At 37.3% G+C, this 20,896-nt stretch carries 20 protein-coding genes, 1 tRNA gene and 1 pseudogene; 5 read left to right on the top strand and 17 right to left on the bottom strand.

The window, feature by feature from the left end; translation table 11 throughout:
• The first annotated feature begins 59 nt into the window (after positions 1–59).
• Positions 60–1,103, top strand: a complete 1,044-nt coding sequence (locus H3Z85_17075; protein QPQ51052.1) for a HesA/MoeB/ThiF family protein — start codon at positions 60–62, stop codon at positions 1,101–1,103.
• Positions 1,104–1,293: 190 nt separating this feature from the next.
• Here the strand turns inward: H3Z85_17075 and H3Z85_17070 are convergent.
• The 8 genes and pseudogenes from H3Z85_17070 to H3Z85_17035 form a co-directional block, all read right to left on the bottom strand.
• Positions 1,294–2,210: pseudogene (locus tag H3Z85_17070) on the bottom strand (hypothetical protein).
• Positions 2,211–2,237: 27 nt separating this feature from the next.
• A complete protein-coding gene (locus H3Z85_17065) occupies positions 2,238–2,723 on the bottom strand; it encodes a molybdopterin-dependent oxidoreductase (GenBank protein QPQ51051.1) in 486 nt (161 codons plus the stop codon).
• A gap of 21 nt (positions 2,724–2,744) precedes the next feature.
• Entirely contained in the window at positions 2,745–5,138 is a 2,394-nt protein-coding gene (locus H3Z85_17060) for an FdhF/YdeP family oxidoreductase (GenBank protein QPQ51050.1), read from the bottom strand.
• A 22-nt stretch (positions 5,139–5,160) separates the two neighbouring features.
• A complete protein-coding gene (locus H3Z85_17055; protein QPQ51049.1) occupies positions 5,161–5,511 on the bottom strand; it encodes a hypothetical protein in 351 nt (116 codons plus the stop codon).
• Positions 5,512–5,663: 152 nt separating this feature from the next.
• The gene (gene fdhD, locus H3Z85_17050; protein QPQ51048.1) at positions 5,664–6,536 is read right to left on the bottom strand and encodes a formate dehydrogenase accessory sulfurtransferase FdhD; all 873 of its coding nucleotides are present in this window, start codon (positions 6,534–6,536) and stop codon (positions 5,664–5,666) included.
• A 49-nt stretch (positions 6,537–6,585) separates the two neighbouring features.
• Positions 6,586–7,002, bottom strand: coding sequence for a molybdenum cofactor biosynthesis protein MoaE (locus H3Z85_17045; GenBank protein QPQ51047.1), 417 nt, complete (start codon positions 7,000–7,002; stop codon positions 6,586–6,588).
• A gap of 49 nt (positions 7,003–7,051) precedes the next feature.
• Complete coding sequence (locus H3Z85_17040; protein QPQ51046.1) at positions 7,052–7,294, bottom strand: MoaD/ThiS family protein; 243 nt, start codon at positions 7,292–7,294, stop codon at positions 7,052–7,054.
• A 21-nt stretch (positions 7,295–7,315) separates the two neighbouring features.
• Positions 7,316–8,065 (bottom strand): sulfite exporter TauE/SafE family protein, encoded by a 750-nt coding sequence (locus H3Z85_17035; protein ID QPQ51045.1) that lies wholly within the window; start codon positions 8,063–8,065, stop codon positions 7,316–7,318.
• 210 nt (positions 8,066–8,275) lie between these two features.
• On the opposite strand from H3Z85_17035, the gene H3Z85_17030 reads away from it, so the two are divergent.
• Positions 8,276–9,202, top strand: a complete 927-nt coding sequence (locus tag H3Z85_17030; GenBank protein QPQ53929.1) for a Dyp-type peroxidase — start codon at positions 8,276–8,278, stop codon at positions 9,200–9,202.
• A 311-nt stretch (positions 9,203–9,513) separates the two neighbouring features.
• Here the strand turns inward: H3Z85_17030 and H3Z85_17025 are convergent, their stop codons facing one another.
• Positions 9,514–10,056: a hypothetical protein gene (locus H3Z85_17025; protein QPQ51044.1), complete on the bottom strand. Its 543-nt coding sequence runs from the start codon at positions 10,054–10,056 to the stop codon at positions 9,514–9,516.
• A 186-nt stretch (positions 10,057–10,242) separates the two neighbouring features.
• On the opposite strand from H3Z85_17025, the gene H3Z85_17020 reads away from it, so the two are divergent.
• A complete protein-coding gene (locus tag H3Z85_17020; GenBank protein ID QPQ51043.1) occupies positions 10,243–11,187 on the top strand; it encodes a 3',5'-cyclic-nucleotide phosphodiesterase in 945 nt (314 codons plus the stop codon).
• Between the two features lie 34 nt (positions 11,188–11,221).
• Here H3Z85_17020 and H3Z85_17015 read toward each other — a convergent pair whose 3' ends face one another.
• From H3Z85_17015 to H3Z85_16985, 7 genes are all read right to left on the bottom strand, one after another.
• Positions 11,222–11,497, bottom strand: coding sequence for a DUF4377 domain-containing protein (locus tag H3Z85_17015; protein ID QPQ51042.1), 276 nt, complete (start codon positions 11,495–11,497; stop codon positions 11,222–11,224).
• 164 nt (positions 11,498–11,661) lie between these two features.
• Positions 11,662–12,780 (bottom strand): hypothetical protein, encoded by a 1,119-nt coding sequence (locus tag H3Z85_17010; protein QPQ51041.1) that lies wholly within the window; start codon positions 12,778–12,780, stop codon positions 11,662–11,664.
• 431 nt (positions 12,781–13,211) lie between these two features.
• Positions 13,212–13,955: an NAD(+)--rifampin ADP-ribosyltransferase gene (gene arr, locus H3Z85_17005; protein QPQ51040.1), complete on the bottom strand. Its 744-nt coding sequence runs from the start codon at positions 13,953–13,955 to the stop codon at positions 13,212–13,214.
• Positions 13,956–14,013: 58 nt separating this feature from the next.
• The gene (locus H3Z85_17000; protein QPQ51039.1) at positions 14,014–14,172 is read right to left on the bottom strand and encodes an AraC family transcriptional regulator; all 159 of its coding nucleotides are present in this window, start codon (positions 14,170–14,172) and stop codon (positions 14,014–14,016) included.
• Positions 14,144–14,965 (bottom strand): helix-turn-helix transcriptional regulator, encoded by an 822-nt coding sequence (locus H3Z85_16995; GenBank protein ID QPQ51038.1) that lies wholly within the window; start codon positions 14,963–14,965, stop codon positions 14,144–14,146. The genes H3Z85_17000 and H3Z85_16995 overlap by 29 nt, the downstream gene beginning before the upstream one ends.
• A complete protein-coding gene (locus H3Z85_16990) occupies positions 14,962–15,531 on the bottom strand; it encodes a hypothetical protein (GenBank protein ID QPQ51037.1) in 570 nt (189 codons plus the stop codon). Before H3Z85_16990 ends, H3Z85_16995 begins: the two co-directional genes overlap by 4 nt.
• A 798-nt stretch (positions 15,532–16,329) precedes the next feature.
• The gene (locus H3Z85_16985; protein QPQ51036.1) at positions 16,330–17,754 is read right to left on the bottom strand and encodes a tail fiber domain-containing protein; all 1,425 of its coding nucleotides are present in this window, start codon (positions 17,752–17,754) and stop codon (positions 16,330–16,332) included.
• A gap of 374 nt (positions 17,755–18,128) precedes the next feature.
• Here H3Z85_16985 and H3Z85_16980 point away from each other — a divergent pair, with 374 nt between their 5' ends.
• The gene (locus H3Z85_16980; GenBank protein ID QPQ51035.1) at positions 18,129–19,004 is read left to right on the top strand and encodes a helix-turn-helix transcriptional regulator; all 876 of its coding nucleotides are present in this window, start codon (positions 18,129–18,131) and stop codon (positions 19,002–19,004) included.
• A 207-nt stretch (positions 19,005–19,211) separates the two neighbouring features.
• Positions 19,212–20,429 carry a tetracycline resistance MFS efflux pump gene (locus H3Z85_16975; protein ID QPQ51034.1) on the top strand — a complete coding sequence of 406 codons (1,218 nt, stop codon included), beginning with the start codon at positions 19,212–19,214 and terminating at the stop codon, positions 20,427–20,429.
• Between the two features lie 340 nt (positions 20,430–20,769).
• On the opposite strand, the gene H3Z85_16970 is transcribed toward H3Z85_16975, so the two are convergent.
• Positions 20,770–20,854, bottom strand: a tRNA-Ser gene (locus H3Z85_16970).
• Between the last annotated feature and the right edge of the window lie 42 nt (positions 20,855–20,896).

The following is a 20,896-nucleotide window of genomic DNA, read 5'->3' as shown; positions in this document are numbered from 1 at the left end:
TTTTCACAGAGGATAGGTTTAGAAAACGGATACCCGACATTATAAAAAGAATACAAGTTATGAATGATTCATTTGAACGTTACCACTGCCAGATGGCCTTACCGGGATTTGGCATTTCTTCTCAGGAATTACTTAGCAATGCCAGAATCCTTATTGTAGGCGTAGGAGGTCTGGGATGTCCGTGTGCACAATATCTGGCATCTTCCGGTATCGGTACAATTGGAATTGCTGATGATGATATTGTATCTTTAAGCAATCTGCACCGTCAGATTTTATATAGTCCTGATGATATCGGATCTTATAAAGTGGATGTTGCCGCTCAAAAACTTCGGCAACAAAATCCCTCTGTTTCTGTCATTCCTTACCGTATTCGGATTTCTTCTTCCAATGTTATGGATTTGATTTCAGAATTTGATCTTATTATTGAGGGTACAGATAATTTTGAAACAAAATCTTTGTTGAATGACGCCTGTGTTTTAGCCGGAAAGCCTCTTGTATATGGAGCTATTTATCAACATGAAGGCCAGGTAAGCCTCTGGAATGTTTTGCTGAAAGACGGAACCTATTCTCCCAATTACAGGGATGTTTTCCCGGATGCTGAAGAGTCACAGGTTCCCAACTGCAGAGAAGGAGGTGTAATTCCTACTTTAGCAGGAATAGTAGGCTGTATGCAAGCCAATGAAGCCATAAAATATATCACTCAATCAGCTGATCTTTTAGCCGGAAAACTTTGGATGATGGATGTGAAAAGTGGCAGAACCCAAATAATAAAACTGAAAAAAACAGCATCTCCCATTACAGGTCTTCCTCAAACCATTGAAAGTATACCTTTTGAAAAGCTTAAACAGGAGCAAGAAAATTTTGAATTAATAGATGTCCGCACTGAATCTGAACACCTTAATTTTAATATTGGCGGCAAGAATATTCCGTTGGACGAATTAAAGGAGTCTTTTCATCAGATTTCATCCATTTCTCAACCGATTGTTATGTATTGTCATTCAGGCCAGCGAAGCAAAGAAGCGGTCAGAATAATTAAAAAAATATTCCCTGAAAAAGAGGTATTTTCCCTGAAAGACGGAATCAGTAGAATTCAACATAAATAATTCCTATCTCTATGTCTATGCACAGCCTCTGTGTGTTTATTAAGCCATGGATTTTTAGGCCCGGAAACACGCAGACACATGCAAGTGTATGAATATCAAATGAATTCAGCATCTGAATAAAATATCCAGAGAATGAACAGAGTGACCCACAGTATAAATACCCGGCTTTTCATATTTTCCATACCATGCATCAGTCTATTATATGATGAGCCACTTTTTGAGAAGCAGGAATAGGTTCACCCGCCATTTCATGAATCGTTTCTTCGATCATTAATGACATACTATTAAGAGCCAGGTCATTAGCTTCGGTTCCGAATGGTTCTTCAATTTCATCCGCAATGGCCTCAAATGCCACGAATGTATAAGCCACAAATACGACGATAAGAGGAGTAAACCACCGCAGAGAGTCTACAAGACCGAACGGTAAAAGAAAACAGTAAATATATACTGTACGATGCAACAAAACCCTGTAACTGTAGGGAATCGGAGTTGAAATAATTCTCTCACATCCTCCTACGATATCAGAAAGCTTATCAAAATTCTCGTCAAAACGTGCCTGTTGAATAGAATCAATTCCACCCTCATTTTTTACCCTTTGTACCCATTCAGCCAATAACCGCATAATAACCGCCGGTTTATATTTGGAGGCTGCAACTACTTTCAGGTGGTCTTCGGAAAGCCTGTTTTTTAGATCTTCATAGGCATCCGTTCTTCTCAGCTGGTGTTTAAGGGCAAAAATAAAAGCACCTATCAATTGGATAAATTCTGAAACGGAACTCCTGTTTTTTTCCAAATTATTAAGGGTTAATGCCTGACGCGCCAGTGATCTTGCTGTGTTAAGTAAGGCGCCCCATAATTTTCTCCCTTCCCAGAATCTTTCATAGCTTACGTTATTTCTGAATCCTAAGAATAAAGCGAGTACAAAACCAAATAAAGTAAGGGGTGCAGGATTCAGAGGAATTTTAAACGAAAAAATCACTCCACGCAGGTATACAACTCCCAGGGATAATATAAAAAGTAAAAAAGACGTGGCAACAGCCCAGGTAATACCGAGCCATGCCATACAAAAAGCATTTTGAACCAATGTTCTTTCTTTCTGATAATCATACGATTCTGTAAAGTCTTCTATAGTGATTATTTTTTTATCTGTCCTACGACCAAAGCTTCTAATTGGTAGGAGCTTCGGGCAGGTTTTTTCTCTCCTTCAGCAATAAGGCGCAGCGGCCCCTTTGATTCTGGTAAGGGTTTACCATCAACGGTATCTGCCACAATTACATTTTTATCTGCAATAGAAGCATCCAGTTCTGCCAGTGAAAATAAAACCTGATATCCGTCTGCGCATTTTACAAGAAGGTATTTTGAAATATTGTCTCCGTGAAGCTCTTTTCCCGCGGGAACTCCTGCCCTGGCAAGAATATCTGAAACCGGAACTCCTGAATATTTATGAATGTTTCCATCTTTATCCTTTAACCAAGCCTCTTTTCTGGTCATCTTTGACAGATCAGCCAGATTCAGTTCTAACGGATTTGAGACTTCTCCACTTACTTTAAGCTTAAATCCGGACTGGCAAAAGACCCATCCGGAAATTAATAACAGCACCAATGGCAGTATTCTTTTCATACAGTACAATAATTATGATGATTAAGGTCTCTGAATAGCTCCTTTATACAGCATTTCATCAACTTTTTTATAGACTTCAGGGTCGTGTTTTTTAATTTTGATCCTTACATATTTTGAAGCCGGCATATTGCTCTCCTTCACTACATTGTTTACGGACACCAATACGTTCGTTTCGGGGAAATAAGTTACTGTATTTTTTTCGGGGATCTGATAGGAAACAATGATAAACAAAGGGGCAATTCTTTCTATTCCATCGTCATAATTGTACAGGTCTACTCTATCTCCGGCTTTAAATCCCGCCTTATCAATATCATGCTGGTTCATAAAGATTACACGGCGCTCATTTTTAATTCCTCGATACCGGTCATCCAGCCCGTAAATAGTGGTATTAAACTGATCATGAGTACGTGTGGTTGCCATCATATATTCATCATCTTCAAGGGTATTATCCGGTATTTCCGTTAGTGTAAACGGAGCCCTGCCGCCTAGTTCTTTAGAAAAACTCTGTTCATCTCTTGCCGCATTGGGAAGATAAAATCCGCCTTTTTCTCTTACCCTGATATTGTAATCTTCAAAACCGGGAATACATTGCTCAATAGCATCCCTAACGGCGTCATAGCTGTCATGGTACAACTGCCAGTCTACAACAGACCGACTTCCCAGGGTAGCCATGGCCATACGGCATACAATCTGGGTTTCATTGACTAAGTTATCTGATACTGCATCCAGCATCCCTTTTGAACTTTGAACAACTCCCATTGAATTCTCGGTGCTTACGATCTGTATTTCTCCGTTTACAATATCTTTGTCGCTTCGTCCATACGTAGGTAAAATTAAAGCTTCTTTGCCATGAACAAGATGCCCCCTGTTCAGCTTGGTGGAAACGCAGACCAACAGGTTTAATTTTCTCAATGCATGAGCAGTATAAGTTGTGTCCGGTGTTGCAGAAAGGAAATTACCTCCCATACAAAACATAACTTTTATTTTTTCTTCATGAATGGCTTTGATGGCGCGTACGACATCATATCCATGTTTGCGGGGCACTTTGAAACCATAGAAATTTTCAAGACGATCGAGTTGTTCATCGGTAGGTTTTTCGTCAATCATCATCGTTCTGTTTCCCTGAACATTACTGTGACCACGAACGGGACAAACACCGGCTCCCGGTTTCCCGATACTTCCTTTAAGCAAAAGGATATTGAGAATCTCCCTGATCATGTCTACTCCGTTAGGTTGCTGTGTAAGGCCCATTCCCCAACTGATGATAATACGTTTTTTAAATGCGATCATCTTTGCAGCCTGATAAAGGGCTTCCTTAGATACTCCTGACAAAGCTGCAAGCTCATCCAGCTTCAGATGATCAAACTGTTTGATGAATTCATCATATCCTACGGTCTTATCCCTGATAAAGTCTTCATCAAAAACCTTTCCCGGATTTTTCTTTTCAAATTCTATTAAAAGTAATTCAAGGGCTTTCAAAAGAGCCATATCACCGTTGATCTTTACCGGCAGATAAAGGTCTGCAAGCTGTACTCCGCCTTTAAGGATAGCCTTCACATTCTGAGGGTTGATAAATCCCATTAAACCGGCTTCCGGAAGTGGATTGACCGCGATAATTTTAGCTCCGTTGTTTTTTCCTTTTGCCAGAGCACTCATCATCCTTGGCGCATTGGTTCCGGGATTCTGGCCGATGATTATAATCACTTCAGCATCATAGAAATCCTCCAAAGTTACGGTTCCCTTTCCTATTCCTATTGTTGGTCTTAAAGCAGACCCTGAAGTTTCATGGCACATATTGGAACAGTCGGGCATATTATTGGTCCCGAATTCTTTGGCAAATAACTGATAGACAAATGAAGCCTCATTACTTGTTCTTCCGGAAGTATAAAAAGCAGCTTCGTCGGGAGATTCCAGGGCATTGAGATGATCTGCTATCTTTTTGAAAGCATTATCCCAGCTAATTGGCTCGTAGTGGGTTGCTCCCGGTGCCAGGTACATGGGATCAGTGAGTCTTCCCATCTTACCGATCTGATAGTCATCCAGTTTTGCAAGATCATAGAGGGAATTCTCTTTAAAAAACTCGGGAGTAACTTTTTTCGTGGTTGCTTCTTCTGCGAGTGCTTTTGCTCCGTTTTCGCAATATTCTCCAAGAACAGAACGCTCATCATCAGGGTCCGGCCATGCACAACTTGGGCAGTCGAAACCACCTATCTGATTCATTTTTAATAATGCTCTCATTCCCCGGATCGGAGCCTTCTCTTCGAACAAGTCACTGAAAGCTGCCATCACCGCAGGTATTCCGGCTGCCGCTTTTTCAACATGCGTCAGCTTAAGGTCTAACAGACTAAAGGGATTTTCAGCATTGGGTTCTTTACTGATTTCCTTTTCTATTTTCTTTTTATTATTTTCTTCCATAACCTCTTATTATCTAAAGTGATTAACATGTAAGATTGGGATTGGGATAATTATCGCTTTGGTCTTCTAATGAATTGTCTATGCATACGAAATCTTTCTCTACCAAAAGCTTTACAGATCCTACCTGACCGTCAAAACCAACGGTATCGGTTGAGACTAATTCGTCAACCATTGCTGCAGGCATTTTCATCACCATTCTGTTTTCAATGAAAGCTGCGGACAAGACAGAGTCTTCAGTTTTTTCTATCCTATAAATAAACGGTCTTTCGACAAACTCGGTAACACTGGACACAATTCCATTTTTTCCTAATTCTGCCACTTCGGACTGAGTTAAACGAAACCTGATAGAATTATCTTTTATTCTTATTTTCATTTGTTTATTCTTTTTTAACGTACATCTACAAATTAACTATTTTTCGAGGATTAGGAGCATCTTTGGTTTCCTATTAAGATAAATGTGGTTTTCTAATTGATATTTATTTGCCACCAATGCACGAATTTCATTGTGTATCGTGTGTAGAGCAATTATTTTCCTATTATCCGGTGGTTGCTTGCTGTGTTATAAATATTAAACCGGTTTTCCCGAAGGAATCCCAGTAAAGTCATATCAAATTCCTTGGCCAAATCAATGGCAAGACTGGAAGGAGCTCCTATTGCGGCAACAATAGAAATACCTGCCATCGCTGCTTTTTGAATCAGTTCAAAACTGGCTCTGCCACTGAGAACCAAAATTGTATTTTTTAAGGGAAGCTGATTTGTAAAAAGGGCGTGACCTATAAGCTTATCCAGGGCATTATGCCTGCCTACATCTTCCCTCAGTGCCAACAGGTTTCCATGATAATCAAAAATACCTGAAGCATGAATTCCTCCGGTAGCACTGAAGTTATTCTGAAAAGACCGAAGATTCTCTGATAATTGATATAAAGTATCAAACGCTATGGTCTCAGCATCTTTCTGGATGTGTTGAAAAGAACTTATGGTACGTATGGAATCAATAGATCCTTTTCCGCAAACCCCACAGCTGGATGTGGTGTAAAAATTCCGGTCCGCTTTCATCAATTCGGGAATGAATCCGTCTGCCAAATCTATGATCACCACATTTTCCTGATTTCGGGAACATTCCGCTTCAGGGCGTTGTATATTTTTGATCTGATGATTTCCTGAGATAATACCTTCTGTAAACAAAAATCCTGCAGCGAGTTCCTCATCATTACCGGGCGTTCTCATCGTTACGGATATATTTTTGTTTTCTCTCTGATCTTTTATCCCATAAGAAACCCGGATTTCAAGTGGTTCTTCTACTGCGATATCATCCGCGTACAGAAAACTGTCGTGATCTTTTACTTTCGTGATATCGATCTGTCGTACCGATTGGTTTTCTAATAAATTGGTTTTCATATCTTAATGATCTGGGTATAGTAAATATACGAAAATTCGTCCTTTAAAATCAGGGATGAGCAGAAACCCATTCTTCCCCGTCTTCAAAAATTTCTTTTTTCCAAATAGGAACGGTCTGTTTTACAGTATCAATAATATACCGGCAGGCATCAAAAACAGCATCCCTGTGGCCGTCACTGACTACTATAATTACAGCAGCGTCACCCGGAAACAAAGTTCCTGTACGGTGATGCACCACCACATTACGTACAGAGAAGCAAATGATTGCCTGATCAACGATCTTTTTAATTTCTTTGGTAGCCATAGATTGATAGCATTCATAATCCAGCCGGATGACAGGTTTATTTTTTGTCATGTTGCGAACTGTTCCTATAAATGTAGCAATTCCCCCACTACCTAAGTCTTGTGCTAAATCAAGGCATTCTGTAATACTCAGTGCATTGTCTGTTATTCTTATATCTATCATTTTATTGTTTTTGCCTTAAAGAGAGGAATTTCAGGTTGCAAGAAAGTTTTTATCCACCACTTACAGGAGGAATTATTGCAATTTCATTCGTATTATGAATGATCTGATCATCTTCTGCATATTCTTCATCAAGGGCAATGAAATAGGATTTCAGTTTTTTAAACTCGGGAAACTGATCTTCGAGCACTTTTTTTAATTGTCCTACATTCACGCTATCTTCTACTTCTAGTTCCTTTTCAGGACCTCCGAAAATGTCTTTTACAATTCCGAAGGCTAATATTTTAAGTTTCATTTTAATTTTTTTTAAACAGATTTACCAGTATTTTATCAAAACATTTATACCTGCCACAAGAACAAGTACTGCAGTCATTCTTTTTATAACCAGAGGATTCCATTTCAGAGACATTCTGGAACCTATCTGCCCACCTAAAAAAACTGCCAGGCACAAACTCAGAATCCTTACGGAATCCACTTCCACAGACAATTTTGATACCTGCCCGAATATACCGGATACAGAGTTTACAAGAATAAAAACACTTGAAGTTGCGGCAATTCTCCTGGGCGTATCCCACTTCATAAGATTAAGCAAAGGGGATAGAAAAATTCCACCACCAATTCCCACTAATCCTGATAAAAATCCTATTCCTCCTCCTAAAGCAGTATTTCCGAGTATGGATTGTTTTGTAGGCTCAGTTGGTTCTTTATCATTTTTAGTTCCGGTTTTTATCCATAATAATAGGGCTGCGATAATTAAAGTGATTCCCAGAATGAGAAAAAACGTCTCCTGGCTTATTTTCAGTATGGCTCCCAGATAGGCTGATGGAACGCTTACCAGGGTAATGGGAAGGACTTTTCTCCAGTCAATCTGATTATTTTTAACATAAATATAAACGCCTCCAACGACAACAATGACATTGCAGATCAGAGCGGTTAATCGTATTTCCTGATACGGGAGATTGTACATAGCCAGCACCGCCAGATAGCTGGAACCACCGCCAAATCCTACTGATGCATAGACGAAGGCAATGATCAGAAAGAACAGAAAAATTTCCCAATGTCCCATAGTATTTTATTGCAGGTTAATTTCAATACAATAATACTGAATTTAAGGCGTGTTTAATGAGGAAAAATCTAAAAGTCTTTACTGTAATTTGTGAAAAAAATGTCATAAATTGTTTATCTCAAGGATAAGGTAGTGTGGTACGGTTATCATTCATTACATTTGATCCATTAGAAATAAGTAGAAATGTCAGCAAACGAAACACAAAAAAACATGAATTCTCAAAATGTAACAGACTATCCTAACAACAACACCTATTTTCTGGTTTGGAATTTTAAACAGGATGTAGATTCATCCAGAATCAAAGCCGTATTTCAACGAATGTGTGCATTGGTCATTAACCTTAATAATTCTGCTCTTGACCGGTTTCCGGATTCAAAAGCAAGCTGTGTCATGGGAATCGGATATGAAGCATGGGCACAACTGGAATTGCCGGCGCCACTGCCTAAAGAGTTTAAAAAATTTGAAGCGATACAAGGCAGCAAACACACTGCCGTAAGCACCAGAGGAGATTTGCATTTCCACATACGGGCTGATGAAAAGAGTTTTGCCTATGATATGGCTTCCACGATATCAGATTTTATGAAAGATATTGCAGACTGTATCGTTGAGGTGCAGGGATTCAGGTATTGGGACAGCAGATCTATTTTAGGATTTGTGGATGGAACTGAAAATCCGCATGGGCAGGACCGCGAGTATTTCGCAATTATTAATGATTCGGATCCTCAATATGCCGGAGGCAGCTATCTTTTTGTACAAAAATATATTCATAACATGTCTGCCTGGAAATCACTTTCTGTAGAAGAGCAGGAAAAAGTTATCGGCAGGTCAAAAGAGCAGGATATTGAAATGGATGACGAAGTAAAGCCTAAAAACTCTCATATTGCCTTGGCTAATGTAGGTGATGATTTTAAGGTAGTCCGGGATAATATGCCTTTCGGAAATGTTTCCACCAATGAAATGGGGACGTACTTTATCTGCTATGCCAGTACATTCAGTACAGTAGAGAAAATGCTGACAAATATGTTTATTGGTGATCCGGCAGGAAATTATGACAGGATCCTGGATTTCAGTACTGCGCAGACAGGAACTTTATTTTTTGTTCCATCTGCAGCCATGCTGGATGACTTTTCAGGTTAAAAACTGTAAATATCCCGATGATGTACGGGTCATCATTAAGCAGAAAAGCAAAAGGCAGGATGTAATTCATGCTTGAGGAGTATCAAAATGACTCATCAAACTTTATGGATACCAATACGTTTATAGAGATTCAATAAGAATCAGCTGAAATATAAATAAAACCGAGTCTAATTTATAGACTCGGTTTATTTTTTGACAAAGGAAAAATCCTAATCCTATTAAAATAGTACAGAATTTTTTTCCACTCGGTAAAAGCATAGCAACACGAGCCACTGGTCTCGAATTAAAAACCTTTCAGAACAGCTATTTTTTTAATTTGCGGCAGGATCAATAAGTTCAGTGGTAAGGCCTAGAGATTTTAAAAGGTTTTTATGATCGAAGAACAGGGTTGCATAGTATCTGCTTTTCTTAAAAACCAGCTTGGTACCACCCGGAAATTGGCTTCCGTTATCTAATTTTTCAGATTTTGCCCCATACTTACCAAATGCATTTTGAGCATCCTTTAAGGTACTTTTATTGAGTGCCAGCCCAAAAGGCAGGCCTTCAACGATCAGGAACTTATCATCCGGAACATCAAAAAACATTTCATTCACCGAATTATTTTTTCCAAGGCTGCAATATAATTCAAGTCCCGATTTGGTCGTCCACCTGGCATATTTCTCCTCATTTGCATCTTCATAAAATATAGTTTTTGAGTTCAGGATCTTTGAAATTCTGTCAGTGGTTTGCGGAAAGATAAATTCAGAATTTTTGTCCAGCAAAGCATTTAAGCCTGCTGTTTTCTGTGAAAATGTATTTATACTGAACAATTGAAAAACTACAATTAAAATCAGCGCTAATGGTTTTATCTGCATAAGAGTTACATTTATTTTTTACAATTTAATTATTAAAGTTATTAAAATTAAGACAGTAAGTAAAAATACAATAAAAAAACAAGTGTTTGACATAAGCAGATAAGTCTTGTGCAATCGTAAAATCGTAAAAAAATAGTGTAATTTTGCCTGGTCTATTGTAAAGGATAGATATCAAGTTTTAATATTATGAAAAAAATAGCACTTTCTCTACTTGGCATATGTGCACATTTTGGTTGCTATGCTCAAAGTTTTGATCTTATTCCATTGGGTATTTATGGAGGCGAACAGGAAGATAATTTATCAGCTTATTTGGTGGGAGCCCCCAAAGACAATACGTATCTTTCTCTGGACGCAGGGACCATCAATACGGGAATAAGAAAAGCCATCCAAATGAAAAGCCTTACGGGTACGGAAGAAACTGTGTTAAAGGATCAGATAAAAGGATATTTTATTTCTCATGGCCATTTAGATCATCTGGCAGGACTTATTATCAATTCTCCGGCTGATTCTAAAAAAGATATTTTTGGAATTGCCCCGGTACTGCAGATTCTGCAAAATCACTATTTTATCACCGATACATGGATCAATTTTGCCGATCAGGGGCAAAAACCTATCCTGGGAAAATATCATTACCATGAACTTTCCAACGGGATGGAAGTTCCGGTACAGAAGACTTCATTATTTGTAAAAGCATTTGAACTGAGCCATATCAATCCTTATAAAAGCAGTGCCGCTCTTGTAAGAAACGGTGAAAATTATTTACTGTATCTGGGAGATACCGGTGCCGATAGAATTGAAAAATCCGATAGGCTTGATCAACTTTGGAACAGTATTGCTCCCTTGATAAAAAAGAAGCAGCTCCATACGATTTTAATTGAAGTTTCTTTTCCTGACAGTCAACCGGAAAACCTGTTGTTTGGCCACCTCACTCCTAAATTATTGGTCGAGGAACTGAATAAGCTGAAAGAAAAAACAGGACAAAAAGATTTACAGGGCCTTAGCATCGTTGTCACCCATAGAAAACCAACCGGAAATAATCCCGAGATTATAAAAAATGAGCTATTGGAAAACAATCCTTTACAAGTCAATTATATTTTTCCGGAACAGGGAAAAAAAATCAGCTTACCTTAAACATTAATAGAAATGAACACAATTTATTAGATTATTACAGTACCTGTTCTTTAGATAGGATTTTAATTAGCTCGTAGTTCGTATCACTTCCGTCAGCTGGTGGGTTTGTTATTTTAGTTAATTTTATAATAACTTTATACTCATACCCCGGTTCATAGTTGAATCCTATTATTGTATTTTGTGATATATAATAAGGTGTAGATTTACCAATTTCTGTTATTTTAATACAATTGCTGGATTCTGTAGAAGTATGAGACGGTGTGCATTTTTCGTATGATGAAGCTATATTAAATTCTGCTTCTCTTGTCATATTTTCGTCATCCTTGCTACATCCTATGCAAAAAAAGATAATGCAAGTCAGCACAGAATATTTAATACTATTTTTCATATGATCTGATTTACTAATTAATTTTTAAGTTATAAAACACAGTTGAAAATGATATTTTCAACTGTGTTTATTATGTCAAATAGTGTTTATTGAAAACGACCATGATCATTTGGTATTCTTCCACCTGACGGAGGGTATGGATTACCATTGTTCAGTTGTGATTGATAGCTAAGTCTTTCTTGCGGGGTCATCACTGTATTATCTGCCTTATAAACTATATCTGCCAATTCTCTGTATACATCAGACCTTGCAACATACGGGATATATAGACCATTGACCCATCTTCTATCTGTTGCAGATGTTACGTTGTTGTCTGAAAATGTAGAACCATCAGATACTTTTGTCATTACAATCAAATTTGGACTACTTGCAAAAGCTCTTGAATCATAAATCATTACTGAACTAAAATCAACTGACCCTATATTATGATAGTTTGAAGTACGTTTATCAAAGTTAAAACGTTTTTCAGGAAGAACATTGTTTATATTCAAATTGATATAACTATCACGATTAACCGCATTATGTTCGTGATCGAATCCCATTGCGTGTCCCAACTCATGGATTCCTGCACCAATTACGGCATCATAAACAAAGGGAGACGACTGAATCTTCAATTCTTGTCTTCCTCCATTCGCATTTCTTCCAATTTGCGAGCTATTAACATTCCCTCCATTAACGAATTCTATGTACGGATATGCAAATCCATAGGTAGGGTCAACCGTAGGCTGCCCGGTCGCATTATAAAATCTCACATTTGAATTGGCTTCCCAATGCTCAATAGCAGCTTTCATTATTTCACGCTGTACCTGAGACAAGCTCGGGCCATATACATATCTCACCATCGCCCACATATTGTAAGGTGTTGGATATTGGCCTACCGCCTTGCCTGCTTTATTAAAATTGAAAGGCATACCTGTAGATGGATGTACGGTTGTTTCAGGTTTTAGAGGACCTTTAATCCCAGAATAAATATTTCCATCACTTTCCAAAGATTTAACTTGGGCATTTGACAAAACAATATCATCAGACAAGTAATAGGTTCCATTCTTTAATAAAACTCTGACCCCTGACTTCAGGGTAATTAGCTCTCCTTTCTCTGATTTTGCTTCTTGTGTTTCACTTTGTATATCATCTTTTGTACACGATGTGAAGAATGTAAGCACTGTAAAACTGCTTACCAAAAAATAATTCCATGGTTTTCTCATAGTTTAAATTTTTGATTTTAAGTTATTTATGGTTTTGTTTTTTTATTTTCAAATATATCAGCTCGAAAAGTATTTCGTAAGCCTTATCCATATTAATAAATCACAAAGTCGGGAATTTATAGACGCAAATTATCAGATCCTTATCTATTATTTTTAAAATCTAAAATTAAAGTTACAAATCCTTTGAAAACGGCATGTACAATATGGGACTATAGAAAACTACTTTACTAATCAAATAAAAGTATGTATGATCACTCTTATTATTTTACGAAGAATACTCTTCACAGACTTCTTCTCAAATAAAAATTGAGAGGATGTGTTTCATTCTTTTGTAAATATATAAAATTTTAATTCTTTTTGAGCAATTATTTAATATTTATTTTGTCTTTGATGTAATTTTAAAATATCATGCATCAAAAATCTAATAATAACTAATTAATTATTTCACCTTTATTATCTTCTAATTTATCACGGAATTTTTGAAGGTCATCCGGATTTGGTCTTACCCAATCTGTGATTTCTCCTACGATTTGCAATGGCAGCTCGGAGCGATAAGACCGTGTCGGATTGCCCGGAAATTTTTTATCTGTTAAATTCGGATCATTTTCATAGCTTCCCGTCGGCTCAACGATATAGACTCTTTCCGTTCCGTCACCTTTAGCCAGTGCAGCTGCCAGTCCTGCCCCATTGGCTATAGCTGTAAAATAAATATGATTCATCCTGAGTTCACTTTTATAATTGGAGTTTCCTCCTGCAGTCAGGACATCCCCGATCTTTAAATCCGCTTTGGTCCCATGATAAAAAGGGCCCTTGTCTGAAGGATTATCCTTACACAACAAAGCCAGCTCAGAATACTTCTTTGCTTTTTCGATATCGGACAGGTCTTCATAACATTTCGCAATGCTTGTGTAAAGACCGGGTAAAGCGGTTTTAACAGTATCATCATTTATTTCCAGGGCATATTTCAGAGCGGTATTCAACCATTCCAGCGTATCTGAAACTGTTTTTTGGTGTCTTGACACATAATAAGCAGAAAGAAATTTTTCCAGGTCATTTGTTGCCTCAGACCAGCCCTGCATAAATATTTTATATGCTTCTTCGTGTTGCCCTTGTTCTTCCATGCCCATTCCCTGTAGACATAGCTTAACAACTGTATTAAATGGTGAAAATTCCATGGTGTGATTATTTTCTTATTTATTTTGTGTCGTAAAAAACCTGTAATTTAAGCATTTATCATTCAGCATCGATATCCTTTCTTCTTTTTTTTATAAAATCAGTAGGACGCATTCCGTTTATTTCCCTGAAAAGGTTGGAAAAATTGGTCCTCGATGCAATTCCGCACTCTTCAGCAAGGGTCTCAATTTTATAGTTCAGGAATTTTTTTATCTTCATACAGTTTCTTTGTTATGTAATGGATGCGAAGCTCACCGAGATATCTGTTAAAATTAGTTCCTTTATATTCATTGATAACCTGGGATAAATAACTTGAATTGGTATCAAATCTTGTGGCGAGTTTATTCAAAGTAAGACCGCTTTCTATAAATTCTTCTTTATCTTCAAAATTCTTTAGTTTCAAAAAGATATCGTTGATAATATTTTTGTCTAAATCAAATTTATAACCTTCTTTCGTTTTTGAAGGCTCAGGCATCATCTCTTCTTTCGCTTTATCAAGTATCTTCTGCTCCAATAGCCGATATTTCTCTCTATTTTCTTTGGTTTTTACAAACTTATGGATCAGCACAATAATCAGAATCAGAACAATAATCCCTAAACTTATACTTGTTCCAATTCCCAAAGACGATTTTTTTTCAAGTCTTGACCTCTCCTCCAGCAATGTTTTGGTATCATATTCCTTATGTATTTTTGAAGAAAGGTATGCAAAATCTTTGTTGATGATCCCATCTGCTCTCAAAAGCTGTTTGTTAAAATAAAGCTCCCTGTCTACATTTCCTTCTTTCTTATAATGATTGATCAGCAGTTCGTAATTTTCCCTCAGTTCCGGAAGTACAAAATTATTTTTATTGAATATGGAATCTACTTTCTGGAGATAAACAATTCCCTGCGCAATATCATGACTGCCCAAATATGATTTCCCGGTATAAAAATAATCAACCGCTAACCAGGCAAAATCATTGAGCTCACGCAAAGGTGGCAAAGCTTTTTGCAGCGAAGCGATGGATCTCAAATATTCTTTTTTCGATATTCCTTTATCCCGTTTTCTTTTTGAAAGTAGGTGTATTCCAGATAATATTCTTTATCATTTGCAGTACCTTTCAGCCCAATGTTGATTAATGAATCTGCTGCTTTATAGTTACCCAGATTTCTATAACAGATAATCATCTGATGAACGCTGTTATAATATCCTCTTTTATGATTAAAAATAATATTGGGATACAGATCCGGCTTTTTCAATTCGGACTCAAAGAAAGAACTTGTTGTTTTAAAATGAAGTAAAGCTTCATTATAGTACCCTACATAACTTTTAACAACTCCTATGAAATAGATAATCTTATTTCTTTCATAATCATCAATCTTTTGGGAATATTCATAGGCCTTCAGATATTCGTCAAGAGCTAGCTGGTATTTTTTTAAGTTAAAATAATACACACTTCCTTTACTTAAATAGGCATTGCTAATCAGGCCAGGCGTTTTAGACAGGTGGGCAGCCCATATTGTACTATCTGCATATTTGAGCTTTTCTGTAACATCAGGTGAAGAATAAAGAGCATCTATATACCCGGTCACAAGCATACGATAATATTTTTCTTTTTTTTGCTTTACTGAGCAATTTTTTGATAAAGGGCAGTGCCCGGACATCATTCTCCTTGAGGTCCTCATATTTTGTCCTTAAACTCTCATAATAGTCTTCATCATATTTCTGCGCATGAAAATTCACACAAACGAAAAAGGATATAATAAAAAAAATACATTTGAGGAATTTTGCTTTCATCCGTTACCTATGCTGTTATTTCAAAAATAAACAAATCCGGTGAAATTAATTAATACACATACCACAAAAACAATCTTATTAAAAACACAAAACACTGATTAATAAAACATTACATATGTATCAATTTATAAATTAATGCGTACTAATTTACAAATAAGAACATACAAGAGTTTCACAGGTAAAAAAAGAGTCCTACTTTCGAACGGGGAAGTTGATGAACCTGACACCGAAGAGCATGATCATGGATGATGACATCGCTATAAAATGAGTAATTTTTAATTAGTATAAATGTATGTGTAACGACCGTCCCTCTCAGAAGGAACTTTTCCTTAATCTTTTCCTTCCAAGTATACGGTCGTTTTTTTACTCTTGCAAACCTTGAGAGTCATTACAGATAAAAAATAGCCATACAGTATACATGGCTATTTTTTAATTACAAAAGATTGTTTTCCTTTACAAGCTTTGTGGTAAAAAACATTGAAAACTGAGGGATCAAAGCTTTGGCATACATAATTTTTGGATAGAAATCATGTATATCTGTATCCTTTATGTTTTTAGAATCTCATGGAAGCAAAATTTTCCTTTATCATTTTTATACTTTACAATCCTAACTTCTTTTTGATGAATTGTAATTCAGTTTCCAACTTATTAATTATTGCTTTTTGCTGTTCTATTTCTGCCTGTTGCTCCTGGATCGCTTTTGTTAAAGCCGGAACAATCAAGGCATAATCCACACCCCACGCCTGCTTAGTCTCGTCCTTAGGCTTATAAACGGCCTCCGGAATCTTTTGGTAAAGGTCCTGAGCCAGGAAACCAATTTTATGTTGTGTGCTGAGAGCGGGGTTCACTACAGGTTTTCCGTCTTTAATTTCAATATGATCAGACAATTCGTACTGTTTGGGCTGCAAAGCCATAATAGTATTCAGTCCGTATATAATTTCTTTAATCTGAGTTTTTAAACGCATATCTGAGGTGTTTACAAAACCTCCCGCGGCACTTACTGTTCCATTACCATCAATAATTACCTTTGTACTGGCATTATAGCTGTATTTAAATCCTTCAGCTCCCAGGTAAACCTGCGTACTGCTTCCATTGAGTGTATTGTATCCGCTTAGGTCAAGGTGTCCTTTGCTCGCGGATATTTTATTTCCGCCACCTCCGGGTTCCTCAGGTCTGTTCATGTAGATATCGCCGTTACTGTCTACCCTTAGCCTGTCTAAGGTAGCATAATTGTACTGCAGTCCGCTCGTTCCGATCGCAAATTGTGCTACATTATTATTCCCGGCCACCGTCAGCGGACCACCTGAATTATTTATGGTCGCGGCATTGGCTCCGCCGTCTAAAGATCTTGTAGAAGAGTTTAAAAACATATTGAGGGCGTTCCCCGAATCATTCGTCAGTTGTAAAATCGTGGCCGCGTTGGTTCCCGCATTGATATTACTGATTCCGGTAAGTCCGAAACCTGTATTATTGCTTCTCAGATACAATGCCTTATCTGCATAGTCGATAGCGGTATTTTGGGTCAGTGTTCCACCAAGCCTGACATCATTTCCTACAAGGCTAAGACCATTACTTGCTGTTATTGCGGCTGAAGAATTTCCTGATACATCCCATGTGGAAGCTGCACCTGTAAGGCCGGTACTGATAAGTTGTAAGCTTTGATTGGGAGCCACCGTGACACTGGCATTTCCATTAATTGTCTCTGAAGCTGCCGCATTTATGGTTATGATAAAAGCAGTATTGTTCTTAATGTTGTACATTCTGCCTTTAAAATTTCCTTCACCTGATACGGCTGCCGGCAATGTAAAAGTTGTATTTCCTGACCCGTTATAAGAGATATGAAAATCTCCGGAAGTCATCGCATACGTTGCAGCATTGACTGTACTGTATTTTGCGGCTAAAGATCCGTTAATATCCAGTGTTGAACCCGGTTTGTCCGTATTTATCCCAACGCTTTGTGCATATACAAGGCTATAAGAAAACAATGCTGTCAGCACTGATACTGTAGTTAATTTTTTAAACATTATGATATAATTATAGTTGAGTGTTTTTCCTGTGTATTGGCAGTCTGCAAAATTGAAAACCATTATGTATGTACAGTATTACTTGCAAATACCATTGAAAGAGATCAGCCCAAAAATCAATTTGTTCTATTGAAACAACTTAAATAAAGAAAAAAGTATCATGTTATTTTTCATTGCAGGCAGTTTTAGTACTACAAAACTAGATGTTCCCACCGGCCAGAAAAAAAAACATATGTAAAAATATTGCCACAGCTTTGTGGATAAATTATGACAAATTCCGGTAGTTCAATAACCTGAATTTGGATACATTAATCTAAACTCAGATTCAATAATAAATATTTGTCATCAATATGCATTTTTACCGACATTTGAATATGGCTTTATTTATTACCTTAGACAACGTCCATACGCTGTATAATATTGATGTTTCAAAAAAGATGGATGGAATAGCTGTTCTTCATCAACAGCATCATCCGGGAAAAGAATATCACAAGCATACACGTCTTTTTGACGGATTGTTGCTGGGCTTTTTAATGAAAGGTTCCATGAAAGCGCAGATCCATTTTCTTGAATATGAAATCAATGCAGGCGACATTGCTGTTTTGCAGCCTCAATTAATGATTGATACAAAATCCTTGAGTGACGATGCAGAGATCGTAAGTATTGCTCTTTCCTCGGATTTTATTACTTCATTTCCTATCCTTCGTGAATTCATTATGAACGATCAAATCAGATGGAGACCGGTCATCAGACTTAAAGAGGAAGAATTCGTTCTCCAAAATGAACTGCTTAATCTTATCCAAAAATTTTATCATAAAAAAGAAAGTCCCGGAAAAGCTGAAATGTTACGACATCTTGTTATAAGCCTGATGTGTATGATTTCTGAGGTATATTCCGGTTTGAAAGATCATAGAATCCTGACAAAGAACCGTACCCATGAAATTATTGATGATTTCTATCTGTTGATCTCTAAGTATGCAAGACAGGAACGTACTGTAAAATTTTATGCGGAAAAATTTCACCTTACTCCTCAATACCTCTCTACTTTTCTGAAACAAAAAACAGGAAAATCCGTATTACAGTGGGTGGATCACACCGTTATATTACATGCTAAAACATTACTCACCTCATCAAATTTGTCCATCAAGCAGATCAGTGAAGAGCTTAATTTTGAAGAAACCAGTTTATTTTGCCGATATTTTAAAAGAGTTACGGGTATTTCACCGGGAGCGTTTAGAAATGAACAATAGATCTCATTATCGGTATATTCCCCGTTCAAAACCGTTATGACAATTCAATTCCAGGACATTACACCTTCTTCTTACTTTAAAAAGGTGCATTAATAGTGCAATGACTTTCGTTTTGGTAAAAACATTTCGAAATTCATATTACAAATTGAACGCAAACCCCACAAAAATGTAAAGACCGGAAATCTCTGCTGTTTCTATTTTTACCCCATGAAAAATTCAACAAAAAAAGCAGCCATCGGATTCATTTTTGTGACTTTGCTGATTGATATTACGGGATGGGGAATTATACTTCCGGTGGTTCCCAAACTTATTAAAGAACTTATTCACAGTGACATCAATACAGCGGCTCAATATGGCGGCTGGCTTGGTTTTGCCTATGCATTTACACAGTTTATATTTTCGCCTGTCGTAGGTAATCTCAGTGATCAGTACGGACGGCGTCCCGTTATTTTATGCTCGCTTTTCGGGTTTGCAATAGATTATATTTTTCTGGCTCTTGCTCCTTCTATAGCCTGGCTATTCTTGGGCAGGGTCATTGCCGGACTGACGGGAGCGAGTATTTCAACAGCAACAGCCTATATAGCCGATATATCCACAGATGAAGATAGGGCAAAAAATTTTGGAATGATCGGTGCTGCATTGGGTCTTGGCTTTATTATCGGTCCTGTCATCGGTGGATTATTGGGACATTATGGGGCAAGACTTCCTTTTTATGCAGCAGCAGGTCTATGCCTGTTGAATTTCCTGTATGGATATTTTATTCTTCCTGAAAGTTTAAGTAAAGATAAACGCAGACCATTTGAATGGAAGCGTGCCAATCCCGTCGGATCACTTAAATTTTTAAGCAGGCAACCTGATATATCAACCATGGTTATCGCACTGGTCCTGGTCTATATTGGTATTCATGCTGTACAGAGTAACTGGCATTTCTTTACAATGTATACTTTTGGCTGGACGGAACAATTGGTAGGTATTTCCCTTGGAGTACTTGGTTTACTGCTGGGACTGGTGCAAGGGGTTTTGATAAGATGGACAATGCCTAAACTCGGTGAAAAGAAAAGTATTTATTACGGACTGATGTTCTATGCAGTTGGTTTGTTTTTATTTGCATTTGCGCGGGAAGGCTGGATGGTGTTTGTTTTTCTCATTCCCTACTCTTTAGGAGGAATTTGCGGACCTGCCCTTCAATCTGTAATCACCAAAAGCATCCCTTCTAATGAACAAGGTGAGCTACAGGGAGCCTTGACAAGTTTAGTAAGCGTAACATCCATCATAGGACCTCCTATCATGACTCATTTATTTTATTATTTTACGACAGAAGCGGCTCCTTTCAGGTTTCCGGGAGCTCCGTTCCTTTTAGCATCTATTTTAATGGCCATAAGTATTTTTATTGTCTATTTTGCTTTTAACAAAAACAAAAAATAGCTGACAGTATGTAAAAAAACACTTAGCGGATAATTCGGATAAGTCTCAAAAACCGGGAGATTTGAAATATTTATCATTCTATAATGTAAATGTAATGAAGGTTTAAATTTTTTATTTAAGCAAAGATTAGGCACAGCCTTATTGATTCTTATATCCGTAAAGCTTCAGAATATAACTTAAAAGAGTAAAAAGGACAGAAATTTTTTGTCTTCAGATTAACCAAATTTTTGCTTAGCCCTCAACTTTTAAGACGGATTCCGGAAAAACTGCCCTATACTATCACTTCGGGATGATGTAAATAAAAAAGCCTTAGAATTTAAAATCCTAAGGCTTTTTTCTGCGGAGAGTGAGGGATTCGAACCCCCGGACCTGTTACAGTCAACAGTTTTCAAGACTGCCGCAATCGACCACTCTGCCAACTCTCCTTAAACTCCGATTGTATCGTTGTTTTCAGTGGTGCAAATATA

This window comes from Chryseobacterium indologenes (assembly GCA_016025055.1).
Lineage (GTDB): Bacteria > Bacteroidota > Bacteroidia > Flavobacteriales > Weeksellaceae > Chryseobacterium > Chryseobacterium indologenes.
This window is presented reverse-complemented; position numbering and strand designations above follow the sequence as displayed.